The 18,556-nt window shown below is 60.3% G+C and carries 21 protein-coding genes and 1 riboswitch; of the genes, 15 read left to right on the top strand and 6 right to left on the bottom strand.

Annotation, left to right across the window (positions count from 1 at the left end):
• Positions 1-42: 42 nt before the first annotated feature.
• The 3 genes from thiO to thiC form a co-directional block, all read right to left on the bottom strand.
• On the bottom strand, positions 43-1,176 hold the full coding sequence (gene thiO, locus HMPREF2935_RS11860; protein WP_070518839.1) for a glycine oxidase ThiO: 1,134 nt from the start codon (positions 1,174-1,176) through the stop codon (positions 43-45).
• Positions 1,173-1,814, bottom strand: a complete 642-nt coding sequence (locus HMPREF2935_RS11855) for a thiamine phosphate synthase (protein WP_083313240.1) — start codon at positions 1,812-1,814, stop codon at positions 1,173-1,175. The genes thiO and HMPREF2935_RS11855 overlap by 4 nt, the downstream gene beginning before the upstream one ends.
• On the bottom strand, positions 1,807-3,564 hold the full coding sequence (thiC, locus tag HMPREF2935_RS11850; protein ID WP_070733347.1) for a phosphomethylpyrimidine synthase ThiC: 1,758 nt from the start codon (positions 3,562-3,564) through the stop codon (positions 1,807-1,809). The genes HMPREF2935_RS11855 and thiC overlap by 8 nt, the downstream gene beginning before the upstream one ends.
• Positions 3,561-3,676: riboswitch (TPP riboswitch) on the bottom strand. (Overlaps the previous gene by 4 nt.)
• Positions 3,677-3,851: 175 nt before the next feature.
• On the opposite strand from thiC, the gene rplS reads away from it, so the two are divergent.
• Positions 3,852-4,196, top strand: coding sequence for a 50S ribosomal protein L19 (gene rplS / locus HMPREF2935_RS11845; protein ID WP_005528888.1), 345 nt, complete (start codon positions 3,852-3,854; stop codon positions 4,194-4,196).
• 139 nt (positions 4,197-4,335) lie between these two features.
• Here the strand turns inward: rplS and HMPREF2935_RS11840 are convergent, their stop codons facing one another.
• Positions 4,336-4,527, bottom strand: coding sequence for a hypothetical protein (locus tag HMPREF2935_RS11840; protein WP_141744865.1), 192 nt, complete (start codon positions 4,525-4,527; stop codon positions 4,336-4,338).
• A gap of 160 nt (positions 4,528-4,687) precedes the next feature.
• On the opposite strand from HMPREF2935_RS11840, the gene lepB (HMPREF2935_RS11835) reads away from it, so the two are divergent.
• From lepB (HMPREF2935_RS11835) to HMPREF2935_RS11800, 8 genes are all read left to right on the top strand, one after another.
• Complete coding sequence (gene lepB, locus HMPREF2935_RS11835) at positions 4,688-5,491, top strand: signal peptidase I (RefSeq protein WP_070733345.1); 804 nt, start codon at positions 4,688-4,690, stop codon at positions 5,489-5,491.
• On the top strand, positions 5,469-6,248 hold the full coding sequence (gene lepB / locus HMPREF2935_RS11830) for a signal peptidase I (protein WP_070433252.1): 780 nt from the start codon (positions 5,469-5,471) through the stop codon (positions 6,246-6,248). Before lepB (HMPREF2935_RS11835) ends, lepB (HMPREF2935_RS11830) begins: the two co-directional genes overlap by 23 nt.
• Positions 6,235-6,876, top strand: a complete 642-nt coding sequence (locus HMPREF2935_RS11825) for a ribonuclease HII (RefSeq protein ID WP_070456400.1) — start codon at positions 6,235-6,237, stop codon at positions 6,874-6,876. Before lepB (HMPREF2935_RS11830) ends, HMPREF2935_RS11825 begins: the two co-directional genes overlap by 14 nt.
• A gap of 66 nt (positions 6,877-6,942) precedes the next feature.
• Complete coding sequence (locus tag HMPREF2935_RS11820; RefSeq protein WP_061923219.1) at positions 6,943-7,248, top strand: DUF2469 domain-containing protein; 306 nt, start codon at positions 6,943-6,945, stop codon at positions 7,246-7,248.
• Positions 7,249-7,514: 266 nt separating this feature from the next.
• Entirely contained in the window at positions 7,515-7,883 is a 369-nt protein-coding gene (locus tag HMPREF2935_RS11815) for a YraN family protein (protein WP_061923217.1), read from the top strand.
• Positions 7,870-9,390, top strand: a complete 1,521-nt coding sequence (locus HMPREF2935_RS11810; RefSeq protein WP_070518834.1) for a YifB family Mg chelatase-like AAA ATPase — start codon at positions 7,870-7,872, stop codon at positions 9,388-9,390. The genes HMPREF2935_RS11815 and HMPREF2935_RS11810 overlap by 14 nt, the downstream gene beginning before the upstream one ends.
• Positions 9,387-10,565: a DNA-processing protein DprA gene (gene dprA / locus HMPREF2935_RS11805; protein WP_070733343.1), complete on the top strand. Its 1,179-nt coding sequence runs from the start codon at positions 9,387-9,389 to the stop codon at positions 10,563-10,565. Before HMPREF2935_RS11810 ends, dprA begins: the two co-directional genes overlap by 4 nt.
• A gap of 82 nt (positions 10,566-10,647) precedes the next feature.
• Positions 10,648-11,547 (top strand): tyrosine recombinase XerC, encoded by a 900-nt coding sequence (locus HMPREF2935_RS11800; RefSeq protein WP_070733341.1) that lies wholly within the window; start codon positions 10,648-10,650, stop codon positions 11,545-11,547.
• Here the strand turns inward: HMPREF2935_RS11800 and HMPREF2935_RS11795 are convergent.
• Positions 11,525-12,082 (bottom strand): M23 family metallopeptidase, encoded by a 558-nt coding sequence (locus HMPREF2935_RS11795; protein ID WP_082778616.1) that lies wholly within the window; start codon positions 12,080-12,082, stop codon positions 11,525-11,527. The two genes, HMPREF2935_RS11800 and HMPREF2935_RS11795, sit on opposite strands and share 23 nt — an antisense overlap.
• A 393-nt stretch (positions 12,083-12,475) precedes the next feature.
• On the opposite strand from HMPREF2935_RS11795, the gene rpsB reads away from it, so the two are divergent.
• The 5 genes from rpsB (at position 12,476) to HMPREF2935_RS11770 (ending at position 16,793) form a co-directional block, all read left to right on the top strand.
• Positions 12,476-13,282, top strand: a complete 807-nt coding sequence (rpsB, locus tag HMPREF2935_RS11790; RefSeq protein WP_061923205.1) for a 30S ribosomal protein S2 — start codon at positions 12,476-12,478, stop codon at positions 13,280-13,282.
• A 153-nt stretch (positions 13,283-13,435) separates the two neighbouring features.
• Entirely contained in the window at positions 13,436-14,248 is an 813-nt protein-coding gene (gene tsf / locus HMPREF2935_RS11785) for a translation elongation factor Ts (protein WP_061923201.1), read from the top strand.
• 177 nt (positions 14,249-14,425) lie between these two features.
• Positions 14,426-15,172 carry a UMP kinase gene (pyrH, locus tag HMPREF2935_RS11780; RefSeq protein WP_061923198.1) on the top strand — a complete coding sequence of 249 codons (747 nt, stop codon included), beginning with the start codon at positions 14,426-14,428 and terminating at the stop codon, positions 15,170-15,172.
• Between the two features lie 98 nt (positions 15,173-15,270).
• On the top strand, positions 15,271-15,828 hold the full coding sequence (gene frr / locus HMPREF2935_RS11775) for a ribosome recycling factor (RefSeq protein ID WP_061923195.1): 558 nt from the start codon (positions 15,271-15,273) through the stop codon (positions 15,826-15,828).
• 83 nt (positions 15,829-15,911) lie between these two features.
• A complete protein-coding gene (locus HMPREF2935_RS11770) occupies positions 15,912-16,793 on the top strand; it encodes a phosphatidate cytidylyltransferase (protein ID WP_210400656.1) in 882 nt (293 codons plus the stop codon).
• 120 nt (positions 16,794-16,913) lie between these two features.
• Here HMPREF2935_RS11770 and HMPREF2935_RS11765 read toward each other — a convergent pair whose 3' ends face one another.
• The gene (locus HMPREF2935_RS11765) at positions 16,914-17,294 is read right to left on the bottom strand and encodes a LapA family protein (protein ID WP_070733339.1); all 381 of its coding nucleotides are present in this window, start codon (positions 17,292-17,294) and stop codon (positions 16,914-16,916) included.
• A 94-nt stretch (positions 17,295-17,388) separates the two neighbouring features.
• On the opposite strand from HMPREF2935_RS11765, the gene rlmN reads away from it, so the two are divergent.
• Complete coding sequence (rlmN, locus tag HMPREF2935_RS11760) at positions 17,389-18,495, top strand: dual-specificity RNA methyltransferase RlmN (protein ID WP_061923668.1); 1,107 nt, start codon at positions 17,389-17,391, stop codon at positions 18,493-18,495.
• Positions 18,496-18,556 lie beyond the last annotated feature (61 nt).

Below are 18,556 nucleotides of genomic sequence, written 5' to 3'. Positions count from 1 at the left end.
TCCTTAAATATCCGTCTCGATATAACTGTCTTTACTTCGGCTCTAGCGCGCAAAGCGCAGCGGGTCACAGGCCGAAAGGTCGATGCTGGGGTCCTCGCCGAGGACGATCTCGCGCGTACACCGTGCACCGAAGGCGGCCAGCAGGATACCGTGGCGGAAATACCCGGTGGAGACAATGAGCCTGTCACTCACGCGACCCAGGTAGGGAAGATCATCAGGCGTGCCCGGGCGGGCGCCGGTGGTAGCTTCTAGGAACTCGCAATCTTCGATGCCCGGCAGCACCCGGATGGCATCGCGCAGCAGGTCATAGACACCGCCGGCCAGCGGGGCATTGAGGCTATCCTCGCGGCTGGTCGCGCCCACGGCGATGGTTCCGTCGCCGCGTGGAATCAGATAGATAGGGCGGTCTTCCACGAATCCGCGCACCACGCGGTCTAGCAGCGGGCGGCGTTGCTCTGGTACACGTAGGCGCAGGATGTCGCCGTAGACTGGGCGCAGCGGTTGCGACCATTCGCTAAGACCATCCGCCCCCAGCCCGGCAGCCAACACCACCTGGTCTGCGGCGAAAGTACCTCCTTCGGTGTGTACCATTCCGCCGTCGACTCCATCGTCGACGCGTGTGACCTTTGTGCGGTGAAAGCGCACGCCTAGGTTTTCCGCGGCGTCGTATAGCGCGAGCGCCCATTGCCGGGGGAAGACCTGCGTATCCCCAGGAATTGAGACAGCGCCGGCCAGGCGTGGGCTCAGCCCCGGTTCGAGGGAGCGCGCCTGCCGCACGGTGATGCGCTCGACCTGCATGCCGTGCGCATTCTGGTAGTCCATGAGCTCTGACAGATGCTGGGAATCGGCGCGGTCTGCGGCTACCACGAGCGTGCCTTCGTCGCGGTAGCCGGTATCGAGGTCGCTGTGCTTGGCGACGGCCGCGATAAGCTCCGGATACCACTTGCCCGAGGCCTGCATCAGCGGAAAGAGCGGGTCTTGTTGATAGACCACCTCCGCGGCGGGCGCCAGCATGCCGCCGGCATGGTGCGTGGCGCCGGATGCCGGCGCTGGGTCGAAGACATCGACATTGATCCCTGACTGGGCCAACTCCACTGCGGTGGCAAGGCCAATGACCCCGGCGCCGACGATGGCAACGCTTGAGCTGGCGGTACTAGTAACGCTGGCAGCGCTCATGCGCGACCTTTCTCGAATTCGCTCAGGAGACGCTCGCAGTAGGCCGCCGGGTCCGGGGCATTCATGATTCCGCGCACGACGGCCAGGCCGTCGACGCCGGTTGCAGCGAGCTCGGCGGCATCGTCCGCGGTGACGTCGCCGATGGCGACTACGGGCAGCTGCGAGGCGTTGACGATCTCTGGGTAGCCCTCGAGCCCCAGCGGGGTGCGCCCGGAATCCTTCGTCGGGGTAGCGCGGAAGGGACCGCAGCCGACGTAGTCGAGGACGTCCGCGTACTGGTTCGCGTCCCTAATTAACTCAAGCGTTCCCGTGGTCAGGCCAATTATCGCATCGGGGCCGAGCAGCTCACGCGCGGCACGTGGGCAGAGATCGTCCTGGCCGATGTGCACGCCGTGGACGGGCGCGCCCGCGCAACGCAGAGCTAGGGCGACGTCGACGCGGTCGTCGATAAGCACGTGCGCGCGCGGATTTACCTCGTGCACCGCCTCGGCCACGCGGGCGCCCAAATCATAGAGCGTGCGGGCAGAAATTGGCTTTGAGCGCACCTGTACCACGCCCGCGCCGCCACGCACGGCGGCCGCGGCAATCTCCGGTGACATATTGGTGCCGGTGACGAAGTAACAACGCAGATCAAGCACGGTCGGCTGGCTCCGTGTCTGCCGTTTGATAGAGCTTGGAGCCTTGCGCCTTGAACTCGGCTGACATCATTGCCTCGCCTGCCTTGGCATCGGTGGGAAAGCTCGGCATGCCCAGGGAATCCGAGAAAGTATCGCGGATGTCCTGGCTAATACGCATGGAACAGAACTTCGGGCCACACATCGAACAAAAGTGCGCGGTCTTGGCGGGCTCAGCCGGCAGGGTCTCATCATGGTATTCCTGCGCGGTCTCAGGGTCGAGCGAAAGCGCGAACTGATCGTGCCAGCGGAACTCGAAGCGGGCCTTGCTCATCGCGTCGTCCCACGCTCGCGCGCCGGGGTGGCCCTTGGCCACGTCGGCGGCATGCGCGGCGAGCTTATAGGTGATGACGCCGGTCTTGACATCGTCACGGTTCGGCAGACCCAGATGCTCCTTCGGGGTGACGTAGCACAGCATCGCGGTGCCGCCCATGGCGATGTGTGCAGCGCCGATGGCGGAGGTGATGTGGTCATATCCCGGAGCGATGTCCGTGACCAGCGGGCCCAGGGTGTAGAACGGGGCGTCGTGGGCCCAGTCCTGTTCCAGCTCGTTGTTTTCCTGGATCATGTTCAGTGGAACGTGGCCGGGGCCTTCCACCATGACCTGCACGTCGTACTCCCAGGCGCGGCGGGTGAGCTCGCCGATGGTCTTGAGCTCGGCGAACTGCGCCGTGTCGTTGGCGTCAGCCAGGCTGCCGGGGCGCAGGCCATCGCCCAAGGAGAAGGCGACGTCGTATTGCGCGAAAATCTCGCACAGCTCGTCGAAGTTCTCGTAGAGGAAGGACTCCTTGTGGTGGGCCAGGCACCAGCCGGCCATAATCGAACCGCCGCGGGAGACAATTCCGGTGACGCGCTTGGTAGTCAACGGGATGAAGGGCAACAACACACCGGCGTGGATGGTCATGTAGTCCACGCCCTGCTCGCACTGTTCGATGACGGTATCGCGGAAGATCTCCCAGGTAAGGTCCTCGGCCACGCCGTTTACCTTCTCCAGCGCCTGGTAGATAGGCACGGTGCCAATCGGTACTGGGGAGTTGCGCAGAATCCACTCGCGGGTGGTGTGGATGTCATCGCCGGTGGAAAGATCCATCACGGTATCGGCTCCCCAGCGGGTGGCCCAGCGCAGTTTGGACACTTCTTCTGCGATTGAAGAAGTCACGGCGGAGTTGCCGATGTTGGCGTTGATCTTGGTCAAGAACTTGCGGCCGATGATCATCGGCTCGGACTCAGGGGGGTTGATGTTATTCGGGATAATCGCGCGTCCGCGGGCGACCTCGGAACGCACGAACTCGGGATCGCAGTGCTCGCGCAGCGCCACGAACTCCATTTCCTTGGTGATGATTCCCTTGCGGGCATAGTGCATCTGGGTGACGCGCTTGCCGGCCTTGGCACGCAGGACAGCACGCTTCTCGCCGCGCCATTCCGCTGAGGCCGCACCACGCTTTTGGGCGGACTTGCCGTCATCGGCCAGATTGCGCTCGCGGCCGGCGTACTCCTCAACGTCGTCGCGGCCTGCAATCCACTCGCTGCGCAGACCCGGCAGGCCCACCTCCGGCTCACACTCGGGGCCGCGGGTGCGGTAGACGCGGAAAGGCTCGTTGGGCCCAGTGGGTGAGTCATCGAGCTCGATCTGGGTTTCCGGTACCTCCAGTCCATCACGGATGATGGGGGAGTAAGAGTGCTTTGGATGGATCTCGTTAGGGGTAGCCGACATGGCGCCTTCCTCACTTCCTTCGCTGGTGCTAACCAGACAGGTTCGAACGGTCTAGACGCGGCCTTGGCGCCTATCTCAGCCCACTTCTTCGTGGGCACCCGTGGGGTACTTGCATCACACACCATAAACCCTGTGATGCGCGTCTGTCTTGGAATTGCAAGAATTTGCTGTTCGCGCGGTGGGTATGGAAGAATTCCTTTGTTCTATGTAACAGGCACGAACCGGTCAGCTTCTTCAAGGTTGAAGGGGCGCTAGGGTCCTCTGTCTTAAACTGAAAAGGAAAAACAATGGCTAACCTCATTGACAAGGTAGATGCAGCACAGCTGCGTGACGATGTTCCAGACTTCCGCCCAGGCGATACCCTCGACGTAAACGTCAAGGTCATCGAGGGTAAGACCCAGCGTGTTCAGCTCTTTAAGGGCGTGTGCATCCGCCGCCAGGGCGCTGGCATCCGTGAGACCTTCACCGTCCGTAAGGTCTCCTTCGGTATCGGCGTTGAGCGTACCTTCCCGGTTCACTCCCCGAACATCGAGTCCATCCAGGTTGTACGCCGCGGCCGTGTCCGCCGTGCAAAGCTGTACTACCTGCGCGACCTGCGCGGCAAGAAGGCTCGCATCAAGGAGCGCCGCTAGTTCTAGCGCCGAAAGCGCCCGCCTCCGTTTTCGTTCCTCATTCGAGGTTCGAGAGGGAGAGTGGGCGCTTTTGCTATGTCTAGACTGTTAGGTCTGGACTGTTAGCTTTGCTCTAGTTTTCTTGGTTTTGGTGCTGCGTTTAAATCTGTGCTGAGCTGGTGCCCGGCTGCTGGGTGGAGCCCTGGGCCATTTGCTGCTCGGCGAGCATGTGCTTAATGTCTTGTTGGTCGCTCCTTACCTTTTTCGCCCACCAGACGACGCCCGCGACGATCGCAACGATGATCAGTAGCGGTACGAGTATGAAAAGAAGTTCAATTATTCCCAAAGACATAAACAGCACGCTACTTCAGGCGAAAAAGTAATTCAATACTTTTTGATGGAAGTTTGCGGAGCTCGCGGGGGACTGATGGGGGATTCGGCGAACTTAGAGTTCGCTGAATGCTTTCGTCAGGGTACCGGTTTTCGGGCCCATTGTTGCTAGGATTTAGCCCGTGAATAACGAGAAGGAATTCGAAGACCATGGCGCAGACGTCGCGACTAGCGAGGCCAAGCCGGTAGAAGAAGTATCAGAGAAGAAAGAAAAGAAGGGGAAAAAGGAGCTGCCGTGGCTCCTGGAGACCCTTCTCATCATCCTCTGCGTATTGTGCGTGGTAGGCCTCGTACAAACCTTCATCGGCCGCCAATATGTCATTCCTTCTGGTTCGATGGAGCCAACCCTCCACGGCTGCGATGGCTGCACCAATGACCGCATCTTCACCGAGAAGATTTCCTACTACGGAGATAAGGGCCCGGAGCCTGGCGACGTCGTGGTGTTCAAGGGCACCGATGACTGGAACCGCAATTACCAGTCGCCGCGTTCTTCCAACGAGGTCATTCACAAGATTCAGGATGTACTGAGCTACGTCTCGCTGACCCCGCCGGATGAGAACACCTTGGTCAAGCGCGTCGTAGCTACGGGCGGCCAGACCGTGTCCTGTAAGGAGGGCGATCCATCTGTGATGGTGGATGGCAAGCCGATTAACCAGGACTACGTCATGGACCCGCCAACCTACAAGGTCGACGAGAAGACCGGTTCCTATGCCTGCGGCGGTGCCTACTTTGGCCCAGTTACCGTTCCGGAAGGAAACATCTGGGTAATGGGCGATAACCGCACGGCTTCCGCGGACTCCCGCTATCACATGCAGGATCAGTACCAGGGCACCATTCCGGTAGAAAACGTCCGCGGCAAGGTCATGTTCGTGTTCTTCCCGTTCAACCATATCGGTGGGGTAGATGACCCAGACATCCAGGCCTAGAAAGCGGCGTCCCAACCTAGAAAACCGCGCCGTTGACCACGCCCCGGAAGAAGAGCGCGTGCGCGTGCGCGATCTTCTGCCTACGGTCATCGTGGTGTTTCTGGTCTTGGCTTTCGTGCAGACGTTCATCGGGCGGATGTATCTGATTCCGTCGGCTTCGATGGAGCCGACGTTGCATGGCTGTGCGGGCTGTAAGAACGACCGTATCTTGGTCCAAAAACTCAGCTATTACTTCTCTGATCCGCAGCCCGGTGATGTCGTGGTCTTCGCAGGCACCGATTCCTGGAATTCTTCCTTCGCAGTAAAGCGCTCCGATAACGTGCTCGTTCGCGGCGTCGAAAATGCCGGCGCGGCCATCGGCTTGCTGCCTAATGGTGAAAACATTTTGGTCAAGCGTGTTATCGCTACCGAAGGCCAGACCGTTTCCTGCGAGGCAGGTGACCCGGCAGTGATGGTGGATGGCCAGCCCATCGACCAGTCTTATGCCAAAACCCCGCCAGAGATGCCGGTGGATACCGCAGCTGGCTCGGAGGCCTGCGGCGGCAGCTATTTTGGCCCCGTCACGGTCCCGGAGGGAAATATTTGGGTGATGGGTGATAATCGCACGAACTCGCTCGACTCCCGCGCGCACTTGGGCGACAACCTGCAGGGCACGATTCCGGTGGACAATGTTCGCGGCAAGGTAGAGGCAGTGGTTCTGCCGATTCCACGCGCACAGCTTATCGACGATCCCAAAATCCAACATGCGGCGGCTTAAACAACAGCGCACCTACGAAGTGGCCTTGAGTAAGGCTGGTCTGGGCCCGGTAGCCGGCGTCGATGAGGCCGGCCGCGGGGCGTGCTGCGGGCCGATTACTATCGCCGCATGCATCCTGCCGGAGAAGATCGTTCCGGAGTTGGATAAGCTCACCGACTCTAAAAAGCTCACGCCCAAGACGCGGGAGAAGCTCTATCCCATCATCAAAGACAAGGCTCTGGCCTGGTCTGTGGTGCATATTGGGGCGGATGACATTGATTCTCGCGGCATCCAGCACGCTAACGTCTCTGGGATGCGTAGGGCGGTAGCGCGCCTGGAGGTGCGCCCGCACTACGTGCTTACCGACGCCCTGAAGATCCCCGGCATGCCCGCACCCCAGCTGCCCATGGTGGGCGGCGATGCCGCGGCGCGCTGCATTGCGGCTGCCAGCGTGCTGGCGAAGGTCTCGCGCGACCACGTGATGGATGAGCTCGATAGGCAGTATCCGGGCTATGGTCTGGGCTCGCACAAGGGCTATGGAACGGCTATTCATCAGGAAGCGATCGCCCAATTGGGTGCCTGCCCGGAACACCGGATGAGCTATCGCAACGTGGCACAAGCCCACGCGAAATTTCTCGCGCGCGCCTGAAACTGTTCAGGTGATTTCCGGGTTAAGCTAAGGCCCATTGACCCCACAACTTTGGAGGATTAGCAAGTGAGCGCCGAGGAACTCGACAACTACGAGGCGGAAGTAGAACTCTCCCTCTACCGCGAATATCGAGATGTTGTAAGCCAGTTCTCCTACGTAGTGGAAACCGAGCGCCGCTTCTACCTGGCGAACGCCGTGGAGCTCATCCCGCACACCTCAGGCCCGGATGTCTACTACGAGGTACGCATGTCTGATGCCTGGGTATGGGACATGTACCGCTCTGCTCGCTTCGTGCGCTACGTCCGCGTTATTACCTACAAGGACGTCAACATCGAGGAGCTGGATAAGCCAGACTTCCTCCTGCCGGAATAGTTATTTCCTTAAAATGTCAGCCCCTGAATAAGGCTGTGCTGGCTTAGCAAACGACACCATCTTTGCGCGCCCTGTCGCGGTAACTTGCCTGAGTCGCGGTGAGTTATCCACAGTTGGCGCGCTTTTTGCGTTTTGGGGCTAGCTATATTCTCTGCTTCTGCGCTGGACTGGGTCTTACAAAGAAAAGTTGATGCGGCTTTTGCGGCGTTTCAGCGGGTGTCGCAGCCCAGGGCGCGGCGAAAGCTCGGAATTTGGGGGAGTAAAGCGTGCTTTTAAGGTCCAATAAGAACCAGGTTTTAGGAAAACGCGGGGAGGCATTTGCCGCGCAGTTTTATCGTGAGCGCGGCGGACAGGTGCTGGCCGCCAACGTGCATTATGCGGTGGGCGAGATTGACCTTATCGTGCAGGAGGGGGCCACGATTGTTTTCGTAGAAGTTAAAACGAGGGCCTCTGATGCTTTTGGGGTAGCCGAAGCCGTTACCCCGCGAAAGCTGGTGCGCATGCGGAAGGCTGCGGCGCAGTGGCTGCAGGATAAACCCTTGTCCGTGGTGCGCTTCGACGTCGTGGCGCTGGTGGCACGCGGCCAGGGATTTGAGCTCACGCACTACGAAGGGGTTGAGCATGGCGCTCGGTAGATGCCATACGACGGCCCTCGAAGGCGTTACCGCGCACGTGGTCACGGTGGAAGCCAACGTGGGAACGGGGCTGCCGGGAGTGCAGGTGGTGGGCATGGCGGATACGGCGATCTCGGAATCGCGAGACCGCATCCGTACTGCGGTGGTTAACTCGCGGCTGCCGTGGGCGAAGACGCGCGTGGTGGTCTCAATGGCGCCGGCGGCTTTGCCGAAGTCAGGTGCACACTTTGACCTTCCCATGGCGTTGGCGATCTTGTCTGCACAGATGCCGCATAATGAACTCCTCGACAATGCGTTGGTGCTTGGTGAGTTGGGCTTGGATGGCAGCGTGCGCCCAGTATCTGGCATCATCCCAGCACTTCTAACGGCGCGGTCCCAGGGCTTCGACACCTTGGTGATCCCGCCGGGCAATGCGGCTGAGGCGACGCTGGTGCCGGATATGAACGTGCTGGTGGCGCACACGCTTGTCGATGCCTTCGCATGGGCATGCGGCAGCCGGGACTTGCCTTCGGCGCAGGGGATGGAAGTACCAGTACCCGCGTGCGAGGAGGTTCCAGACTTTCGCGACATCGCGGGCCAGAGGGAAGCGAAGTGGGCCGCAGAGGTTGCAGCCGCTGGCGGGCATCACCTGTTGATGGTGGGCCCGCCGGGATCAGGAAAATCGATGATTGCGGCACGTTTGCCTTCCATCCTGCCCAAGCTGAGCACCGATCAATCCGTCGAGGCCACAGCCATCCACTCTTTGGCGGGCACTCCCGGCGCGGTGGTCTCCCGTGCGCCGTTTATTGCGCCGCATTCCTCGGTCACGCGGGCAGCGCTGCTCGGCGGCGGTGCGGGGAATCCGCGGCCAGGCGCGGTGAGCTTGGCGCATCATGGGGTGCTGTTTCTCGACGAGGCCAGCGAAGTATCCGCGCGCGTATTGGACGGGCTGCGCGCTCCCTTGGAGGACGGGCACGTGACCATCTCGCGTGCGCGGCGCGAAGTTACCTTCCCGGCGCGTTTTCAGCTGGTGCTGGCCGCCAATCCATGCCGTTGTGCCGCTGAGGAGCCAAGCAAGTGCCGGTGTAGGGCGTCTGAGCGACGGAACTATCTCACAAATTTGTCGGGGCCGTTGCGTGACCGCTTGGATATGGTGGTGGATATATCGGGCCGGGCGGCGAGCTTGCATGCGGTGGATGAGGAGCCTTCGGCGGCAATCGCGGAAAGGGTCGCGCAAGCACGGGATCGAGCGAAGCAGCGCTGGCGCGGTGATGGACTTGCCGTTCACAATAACGGTGCGGTGCCAGCTTCGTATTTGCGGCGGAATCGTCCTGCGACGGAGACTGCAATGGCGATGCTTGCGGCCTATCTTGCAGATGGCGAGCTAAGCCAGCGCGGCGTTGACCGTGTACTACGCCTAGCGTGGACGCTGGCAGACCTTGATGGCAGCGCCCAGCCTGACATCGACCATGTGGGCAAGGCGCTAGACCTGCGTGGGGCGGGCGTGCTGGAAAGGCTGGCGGCATGAGTAGCTTAAATTTGTCTACTTCGCTGCATGCTTGGATCTATCTCAACCGAGTGGTGGAAGGTCCATCTCGTACCCTGCACGGTTTGTTGTCCCAGTACCCCGTGGATGAGGTGGCGCATGGTGTCTATCACGCGGCGGACTGGATTGGTGCGTTGCGCGATGAGACGACAAGTAGGAGGGACTGGCTGCGGCAGGACGAAGACTTGGCAGCGGCGCAGCGCGTGGGCGCGCGGCTGATTACTCCTGAGGATGCTGAATGGCCTCGGGAAGAATTCGCGCAGGCCTTCGGCTTCTATCAGGCAGGCGGCGCCGATGCCCCGGCGACCTTTGATAGCCAGGCCGTTCCACCGAATGCGCTGTGGGTGAAAGGCAAGTCCGTGCGCGAATGCGTGGCTCAGTCGGTAGCTCTCGTGGGAACACGCGCGATTAGTCGCTACGGCTGGGAGGTCTCCAAGTTGCTGGCTGGGGGCTTGGCCAGCCACCAATGGACCACGGTTTCGGGCGGGGCGCTGGGCGTGGATACGACTATCCATGAAGCAACTTTGGAAGCAGGTGGCCAAACAGTCGCGGTTGCGCCATGCGGCATCGATGTTAACTATCCTGCGCGCAATGCGTCCTTGTTCGCGCGGATCGCGGAAAGCGGATGCGTCATCTCTGAGTTCGCACCCGGGACTACCCCGCAGCGTCATCGTTTCCTCACCCGCAACCGCTTGGTCGCGGCGCTTTCGGCCGGCACTGTGGTGGTAGAAGCCGCGTTTCGTTCAGGGGCTCTCAACACTTTGAACTGGGCGGAGGCGCTCGGCCGGGTAACCATGGCGGTGCCAGGGCCAGTCACCACAGCAGGCTCGCTGGGATGCCATCAACGCATTCAGGACCAGCGGGCGCAGCTGGTGACATCGGTGGATGAGATTCGCGGGTTGGTGGGCAACGTCGGAAGTGTGGATGCGGCAGGGCAGTACGAGCTCGACTTTGCTCCGAGCAAGGTGCAGCAGCTATCTCGCAACGAGCTCAAGGTCTTTGATGCCGCGCCACAAAATAGCGAGGAAGGTGCAACCGCAGAAGACATCGCTCAGCAAGCAGGCATGCGCGTGGCCTTGTGCGTCCACCTCTTGGTGGCTTTGCAGAAACAGGGGCTGGTTATACGCGAGGGCAAGCGTTGGCGGCGCAGCGAATGAGATACGAAGATAGAAAGGACAAAGGCGCTGCGCTAGACACGGGGATGTTGAGCCTTCTGCAACTGGAGTAGACTCCTGGGACATGACACGGAGCGCGGAGGAGCTATCTGGGCAGCTGGTAGAGGCAATCGAGGATTTCGCCGAGCACCAGCTGCTCATCCGTGGGCGTTCGCAGGCCACGGTGAAAGGATACCGCTCCGACCTTCGGGACTTAGCTCGTAGCGTTCCAGACTTTGCGAGTTTTGACCTGAACGCACTGCGCGCCTGGCTCGGTGAGGCTGTCACTGCCGGCAAGTCCCGAGCCACCTTGGCACGCCGCACTGCGGCGGTTCGAGCGTTTTCGACGTGGGCGGTGCGCGAAGGCCATCTTGGCTCGGACGTTGCAGCGCGCTTGGTGACTCCGAAGGTGGGCAAACACCTGCCTAAGGTTCTGGGGGAGAACGAAGCAGGGGAGCTCGTGGGCAATGCCGTCTCGGCTGACGAGGTTCATTTCCTGCGCGATAGTGCGATGCTGGAGTTGCTCTACGCCACCGGCATGCGCGTGGCAGAGCTTGCCGGCCTCGATATCGGTGACCTCGATCTGCGCCGGCAGACCGCGCGGGTTACCGGCAAAGGAAACAAACAGCGCGTGGTGCCTTTTGGAGAGGCAGCCGCTGATGCCTTGCGCACTTGGTTGGATAAGGGTCGCGCTCAATTGGCGGGGGAGACGGAAGCCGTCTTCGTTGGCACACGCGGTGGGCGTATTGACCAACGCCAGGTGCGCCGCGTGGTGGAAAAAGCTGCACAGGTAACCGGCGCCAATGGGCTAAGCCCGCACAGCTTGCGGCACACTGTGGCCACCCACCTTCTAGAAGGCGGCGCAGACCTGCGCGTGGTGCAGGAGCTTTTAGGGCATTCCTCTTTGCAGACCACGCAGGTTTATACCCACGTTTCCGCACAGCGGCTCAAGGACGTTTACTCTAAGGCCCATCCACGGGCTTAAGCCGGATCACCGGGGCGTCGAGAAGCGAAAGCGGATCGATATACGTCTTTTCCGGGCCGTCGATAAGCGCGCCCCAGTGCAGGCCAGGCTTGCCGTCCACCGGTGGCGCTAACCTGCCAATGATTTGGCCCTCGCGGACCTTATCGCCCTTGGCCACATGCCCGAATACAGGCTGATAGGTCGTGCGCACGCCATCGGCATGTGCGATGGAAACTACGGGTTTGCCCGCCACCTTGCCAACAAAATAGACCTCGCCGTCGCCAGCAGCGCGAACGTCAGAGCCAATCGAAAGCGCCAGGTCCACACCCCGGTGACCAGCGCTCCACTTCTGAGCCGGTGGATCAAAACCTTCCAAAACCCGCGTTGCCATGGCAGCGCCCGTGGTGGGATCGACATATGCCCACGCGGTCGGCGTGTTGGGCGCGCCGGGAGCACAGGGAAGAATGACCAGTTGAAAGGCGCCGAGGCACAGAGCCAGCCAGCAGACATTTGGCTTCGTGCGTATCCAAGAAAAGTTCTTTGCGTTGAGTTTCATAGACCTAGTCTTTGCAATGGGGCAGTGGTGGCGAAAGAGTTGATTAATGCGCTGTGAACAAACTGGGGTTAGTGGGGTGCATGTGAGCGATGTGGTGCCGTTTGGGGCCGCGTCAGCGAAAAATTGTGGAAAAGCGCCACTCGTTTTGGACTAGTGCGCAGGATGCGGCTAGAATTTGCCCCAGCAGTGTGTCTGGCATGTTTAAAAACATTTCGATGCGCTGACTACGCGCGGCGAAGTCGTTGCTTCCTGGGTTAAGGAAGAAACAGCCCTGTGTTGACGCGGTCCCCACATGAAGTGGGGTGTTGACCAGAGCCTTCGTTGCTAGGGTGCGGAATAAAACACCGCACATTTTCTTGCAAAACCGAAATAACAACAGAAAGCGAGCGAATCATGGCAGTTGTAACCATGCGCGAGCTCCTCGACGCTGGTGTGCACTTCGGCCACCAGACCCGTCGTTGGAACCCAAAGATGAAGCGTTTCATCTTCACCGACCGTAACGGCATCTACATCATCGATCTTCAGCAGACCCTGACCTACATCGATGAGGCTTTCGAGTTCGTCAAGGAGACCGTTGCCCACGGCGGCACCATCCTCTTCGTCGGCACCAAGAAGCAGGCTCAGGAAGCAGTTGCTGAGGAAGCAACTCGCGTTGGCATGCCTTACGTCAACCACCGTTGGCTGGGCGGCATGCTCACCAACTTCCAGACCGTTTCCAAGCGTCTGAAGCGCATGAAGGAGCTTCAGGCAATGGACGCAGCTGAGGACGGCTACAAGGGCCGCACCAAGAAGGAAGTTCTCATGCTGACGCGCGAGCGCGTCAAGCTGGAGCGCGTTCTCGGTGGCATCTCCGAGATGACCAAGGCGCCTTCCGCACTGTGGATTGTTGACACCAACAAGGAGCACATCGCGGTTAAGGAAGCTCAGAAGCTGAACATCCCAGTTGTTGCCATCCTGGACACCAACTGCGATCCGGATGACGTTGACTTCCCGATCCCGGGCAACGACGACGCAATCCGCGCTACCAAACTGCTGTCCGGCATCATCGCCACCGCAGTTGAAGAGGGCAAGAAGGCCCGCGAGGAGCGCCAGCTGGCTGCAGCTAAGGAAGCTGCCGGCGACTCCGCTGAGAAGGAAGCTCGCGACGCAGCAGAGGCTGCTGCTGCTTCCGACCCAGCATCTGCTGAGTCCGCAGAGTAAAAGACTTTAGGCTAAGCCCCCGCTACCGTTGGATTACGGCCGCGGGGGTTTATTCTTCTGTAAAAACTCACCCCCAAGGGCGGCGTAAAACGTTAGCGTCGAGTACGCTGTCACATCGAATACTGTTTGAAACCAAGGAGGATCGCCCGAACTATGGCGAACTACACTGCTGCAGACGTAAAGGCACTGCGCGAGGCTACCGGCTCCGGCATGCTTGATTGCAAGAAGGCACTCGACGAGTCCAACGGTGACTACGACAAGGCCGTAGAGTTCCTGCGCATCAAGGGCGCAAAGAACGTTTCCAAGCGCGCTGAGCGCGAGGCTACCGAGGGCCTCGTTGCTGTTTCCGGCAACACCATGGTCGAAATCAACTGCGAGACTGACTTCGTTGCAAAGAACGAGGCATTCAAGGCTTTCGCTACCAAGATCGCTGAGGCTGCTGGCGAGGCTAAGGTCAACTCCGGCGAGGAGCTGAACAACCTCGAGATCGACGGCAAGAAGGTTTCTGAGATCGTCGACGAAGAGTCCGCAAAGACCGGCGAGAAGCTGCAGGCACGCCGTGCAGTCACCCTCGAGGGCGACAACGTTGCTGTCTACCTGCACCAGCGTTCCGCTGACCTGCCGCCGGCAGTTGGCGTTCTCGTTTCCTACGAGGGCAACGCTGAGGGCGCACACGCTGTTGCTCTGCAGATCGCAGCTATGAACGCTGAGTACCTGACCCGCGAGGACGTTCCGGCTGAGGTCGTTGAGAAGGAGCGCGAGATCGCTGAGGCTACCACCCGCGAGGAGGGCAAGCCGGAAGCTGCTCTGCCGAAGATCGTGGAAGGTCGCCTGAACGGCTTCTACAAGTCCGTCGTTCTGCTTGAGCAGGCTGCACTGTCCGACTCCAAGAAGACCGTCAAGCAGGTTGCTGAGGAAGCTGGCACCACCATCAAAGGCTTCGTGCGTTATGAGGTCGGCGCCTAAGGCTTCGATTTAAAGCTGCTTGCTTTTTAGCTGCAGACTTTCTAGTGGTCCTGTCGCAATTGCGGCAGGACCATTTCGCGTTTTCTGTGCGGGGGGCATCCACCCCATTGAATATGAGCAATAGAGCTTGTGTGGGTAAGATGGAACGGACTTAAAAACGCCCGCATTAAGGAGACGATGAAGGCCGTGGCTAACCCTGACACCAAGCGAACCGGATACAAGCGCGTAATGCTTAAGCTGGGCGGTGAAATGTTCGGAGGTGGCAAGGTCGGCATCGACCCAGACGTTGTAGAAAACGTCGCCCAGCAGATCGCCGAGATTGCAAAGCAGGGCACCGAGGTCGCCGTAGTCATTGGCGGCGGTAACTTCTTCCGCGGCGCCGAGCTTTCCCAGCGCGGCATGGATCGCGCCCGTTCTGACTACATGGGCATGCTGGGCACCGTCATGAACTCCCTGGCACTGCAGGACTTCCTGAAGCAGCAGGGCGTCGATTGCCGCGTGCAGACCTCCATCAACATGGCTCAGATCGCAGAGCCTTACCTGCCGCTGCGCGCAGACCGCCACCTGGAAAAGGGCCGCGTGGTTATTTTCGGCGCTGGCATGGGCATGCCGTACTTTTCCACTGACACCACCGCCGCACAGCGCGCGCTGGAAATTGGGGCAGAGGTGCTCTTCCTCGCCAAGGCTGTCGACGGCGTCTATTCCGACGACCCACGCACCAACCCTGATGCGGAACTCTACTCCGAAATCACCCCGCGTGAGGTCATCGAGAAGGGGCTAAAGGTTGCAGACGCCACCGCGTTCAGCCTCTGCATGGATAATGACATGCCAATCCTGGTGTTCAACCTGCTGACTGAGGGCAACATCAAGCGCGCCGTCAACGGCGAGCAGATCGGCACCCTGGTTCAGTCCAAGGAAGATTAAGAAAGTACTTTAGGCCACGTCCTTCGCCCCAGAAGGCGTGCGATCCTGCTAGATTCAATCCCAGTTACTTTAAATTCGAAAAGGGGAGTTTTAACCCAATGATCGACGAGATCCAGCTCGAAGCAGAAGAGCACATGACCGCTTCGGTGGAGCACACCCGCGAGCAGCTGGTCACCATCCGTACCGGCCGCGCAAACCCGGCTATGTTCAACGGCTTGGTTGCTGAGTACTACGGTGCGCCGACCCCGATCACCCAGATGGCTACCATCTCCGTTCCGGAACCACGCATGATGCTCATCAAGCCTTATGAACAGTCCATGATCCAAGAGATCGAAAACGCTATCCGCAACTCCGACTTGGGCGTTAACCCAACCAACGACGGCCACGTTCTGCGCGTAACCATCCCGCAGCTGACCGAGGAGCGCCGCCGCGACCTCGTCAAGCAGGCAAAAGGCAAGGGCGAAGACGGAAAGATTGCTATCCGCAACATCCGCCGCAAGGCCATGGACCAGCTGAAGAAGCTGCAGAAGGACGGCGACGCCGGCGAGGACGAAGTCGTTGCAGCCGAAAAGGAAATGGAAAAGACCACCGCGGGTTATATCGACCAGGTGGATAAGCTCGTTGCCAACAAGGAAAACGAGTTGATGGAGGTCTAAGCACCTCGAACCTGGCCGCCGGGCACTTTCAGCTCGGCGGCGCTTTTTTGTGAGTATCCCATCTTCCTGTGGAAGGAGCGCGCGTGACTAGCGAGTCGAATCGTCGTCTGCCCAAGCCGAAGAACGGCGCGGGCCGTGACCTGCCTGCGGCGGTCGGGGTAGGCGTGGGCCTTGGCGCACTCGTTGTCTTTGCCGTCTGGGCCGGTGCCTTTGCTTGGTACATGGTCGTGGCAGTAGCCGTCGCTATCGCAATGTGGGAAGTACTCACGCGCCTGCGCGAGCATTCCTTTTTTATGCCTCGCACCCTGCTCATCGTCTTGGGCCAAGCGATGCTTTGGGTCTCCTGGCCGCTAGGAGCCCCCGGGCTTGTAGCGGTCTACGTCGTCGCCGTCTTGGCACTCATGTTTGGCCGTCTCTTCCACAACGGCCGGCATCGCCCGCCGATTAACTATCTGCGCGATATGGCCGTGGGACTTTTCGTCCTGACCTGGATTCCTTTGTTTGCCACGTTTGCGGCGATGCTGTCCCGCGTGGAGACCCCGTTCGCCTCTGGCGCGGCGTCGATTGTGGCGTTCATGCTCTGCGTCGTGGCCTCTGACACCGGCGGATACGTAGCCGGCGTAATGTTCGGCTCGCATCCCATGGCTCCTGCAGTAAGCCCCAAGAAGTCGTGGGAAGGTTTTATCGGCTCGGTCATCTTTGGCGTTGTCACCGGCGCCCTTAGCGTGAAGCTGCTGCTGCACCACGATGCATGGGTAGGCGGCCTGATGGGCTTGGGGCTGGTGTTCTGCGCCACCTTGGGCGACCTCGTGGAATCCCAATTTAAGCGCGAGCTGGGTATCAAGGACATGTCCCAGATTCTTCCCGGCCACGGCGGCTTAATGGATCGCCTCGACGGCATGCTTCCTTCCGCCATGGTGACCTGGGTGGCCGTGAACTTCTTGGCTAATTTCCACGGTTTCTAAATTTTTAGCCGAAGGCAAAACCTAAAAGACTCCTCCCTCTCTTCCGGCCACGCGTCGAGCGTGACTTAAGAAGATGCGGGAGGAGATTTTTAATGTATCAGTGTTTGGCTCGCTGGGTATTTAGCGGTTGCGTGCCTTGGCCTGCTTGCGCACCTGGCGGCGCAGCTCGAACATGCGCCACATGCCAACCAGTGCCATGATCAGTGCGCCGGCGATGGCGAAGATGAGGTAGGCGATGCCAGCCGGGAATTCGCCCGACCAGTTCAGGAAGTTCATCGGCACCTTCTGCTGGTTCTGCAGGATAAAGACGATGAGGACGATGAGCAGCAGGAATCCCACGATCAGTGCGGCCCAGGTGGAACCTGCGAAAGATCCTTTGACCTTCGTGTCCTCTTGCTGGGAGTAAGTGGACTCAACTTCGGTGTGCGTGCCAGTGGTGTTATCAGCGGTGGTCTCTGGCGCGTAGGCGGTCTCGTCTGCGGGGAATTCGTTTTGTGTCATATGTCTATTTAATCCTGCGAGCTGTCGATTGTGCCACTTCGCCTCGGTTTCAATTGGGTAAAAGTGCCGAAAACGTGGAAAAATGGGCGGAACCATGGCTGAAGCATTGAAACTTAATTTCTCCGCCCCTCGGCGCGGTTTGCCGCCGAAGCACTTCGCGGATCTGTCCCACGACGAGCGCATTGACGTCCTCGCGGAAATTGGCCTGCCTAAGTTCCGCGCGAACCAGCTGGCAAAGCACTACTACGTACACCGCACCGCGGATGTCTCCGAGATGACGGACATCCCGGCCGGCAAGCGTGAGGAAGTCCAGGAGCGTCTCTTCCCAACGCTGATGACTCCCATCCGCCAGACCTCCACGGATGACGGGGAGACCACCAAGTCCCTGTGGCGCCTGCACGATGGCACCATGCTCGAGTCTGTGCTCATGCGCTACCCGGGCCGCGCCACCTTGTGTATTTCTTCCCAGGCCGGCTGCGGCATGGCGTGCCCGTTCTGCGCTACCGGTCAGGGCGGCCTCGACCGCAACCTGTCCACCGCAGAGATCGTGGAGCAGTTCCGCCACGCCGCCAAGCTTATGGAGGAAGAAGGCGGCCGCCTGTCCAACGTGGTGTTCATGGGTATGGGCGAGCCGCTGGCCAACTACAAGCGCGTGGTCCACGCCGTGCGCCAGATAACCGGCCAGGACTTGACGGGCTTTGGCCTTTCCCAGCGCAACGTGACGGTTTCCACCGTGGGACTTGCTCCAGCTATCCGCAAGCTTGCCGACGAAGACCTCTCCTGCACCCTGGCAGTCTCCCTGCACACTCCAGACGATGAGCTGCGTGATTCCCTGGTTCCGGTCAACAACCGCTGGCCGGTCGAGGAGGTCCTCGACGCCGCTCGTTACTACGCTGACAAGTCCGGCCGTCGCGTCTCCATCGAGTATGCGCTCATCCGTGACAAGAATGATCAGGTCTTCCGCGCCGACATGCTGGGGCAGAAGCTGCACCGCGCGCTCGGCTCCAAGGTGCACGTCAACGTCATCCCGCTGAACCCAACCCCGGGCTCTGAGTGGGACGCCGCACCGAGGGACCGCCAGGACGAGTTCGTCCGCCGTGTCATCGCACAGGGCGTGCCGTGCACCGTCCGCGATACTAAGGGCGATGAAATCGCCGCCGCCTGCGGCCAGCTCGCTGCCGACGAGCGCGAGTCCGCCTAAAGCTCGGCCAATCCACCCGAGCCATTCACGCCGCCCAACCCATTTACGCCGCCCAACCCAT

Origin of the sequence: Corynebacterium sp. HMSC076D02, from assembly GCF_001813815.1 — a bacterium.
GTDB classification, from domain to species: domain Bacteria; phylum Actinomycetota; class Actinomycetes; order Mycobacteriales; family Mycobacteriaceae; genus Corynebacterium; species Corynebacterium simulans.
The sequence above is the reverse complement of the archived record's forward strand: the minus strand, read 5'-3'. Positions and strand labels throughout refer to the sequence as shown.

Excerpts from the sequence above, each read along its gene's own strand:
- thiO (WP_070518839.1), bottom strand. The coding sequence starts at position 1,176 with ATGAGCGCTGCCAGCGTTACTAGTACCGCCAGCTCAAGCGTTGCCATC.
- HMPREF2935_RS11840 (WP_141744865.1), bottom strand. The coding sequence starts at position 4,527 with ATGTCTTTGGGAATAATTGAACTTCTTTTCATACTCGTACCGCTACTG.
- pyrH (WP_061923198.1), top strand. The coding sequence starts at position 14,426 with ATGAAGGCCGTGGCTAACCCTGACACCAAGCGAACCGGATACAAGCGC.
- rplS (WP_005528888.1), top strand. The coding sequence starts at position 3,852 with ATGGCTAACCTCATTGACAAGGTAGATGCAGCACAGCTGCGTGACGAT.
- HMPREF2935_RS11765 (WP_070733339.1), bottom strand. The coding sequence starts at position 17,294 with ATGACACAAAACGAATTCCCCGCAGACGAGACCGCCTACGCGCCAGAG.
- HMPREF2935_RS11825 (WP_070456400.1), top strand. The coding sequence starts at position 6,235 with ATGCGGCGGCTTAAACAACAGCGCACCTACGAAGTGGCCTTGAGTAAG.
- HMPREF2935_RS11810 (WP_070518834.1), top strand. The coding sequence starts at position 7,870 with ATGGCGCTCGGTAGATGCCATACGACGGCCCTCGAAGGCGTTACCGCG.
- lepB (WP_070433252.1), top strand. The coding sequence starts at position 5,469 with ATGACCCAGACATCCAGGCCTAGAAAGCGGCGTCCCAACCTAGAAAAC.
- thiC (WP_070733347.1), bottom strand. The coding sequence starts at position 3,564 with ATGTCGGCTACCCCTAACGAGATCCATCCAAAGCACTCTTACTCCCCC.
- tsf (WP_061923201.1), top strand. The coding sequence starts at position 13,436 with ATGGCGAACTACACTGCTGCAGACGTAAAGGCACTGCGCGAGGCTACC.
- frr (WP_061923195.1), top strand. The coding sequence starts at position 15,271 with ATGATCGACGAGATCCAGCTCGAAGCAGAAGAGCACATGACCGCTTCG.
- rlmN (WP_061923668.1), top strand. The coding sequence starts at position 17,389 with ATGGCTGAAGCATTGAAACTTAATTTCTCCGCCCCTCGGCGCGGTTTG.
- dprA (WP_070733343.1), top strand. The coding sequence starts at position 9,387 with ATGAGTAGCTTAAATTTGTCTACTTCGCTGCATGCTTGGATCTATCTC.
- HMPREF2935_RS11800 (WP_070733341.1), top strand. The coding sequence starts at position 10,648 with ATGACACGGAGCGCGGAGGAGCTATCTGGGCAGCTGGTAGAGGCAATC.
- HMPREF2935_RS11795 (WP_082778616.1), bottom strand. The coding sequence starts at position 12,082 with ATGAAACTCAACGCAAAGAACTTTTCTTGGATACGCACGAAGCCAAAT.
- rpsB (WP_061923205.1), top strand. The coding sequence starts at position 12,476 with ATGGCAGTTGTAACCATGCGCGAGCTCCTCGACGCTGGTGTGCACTTC.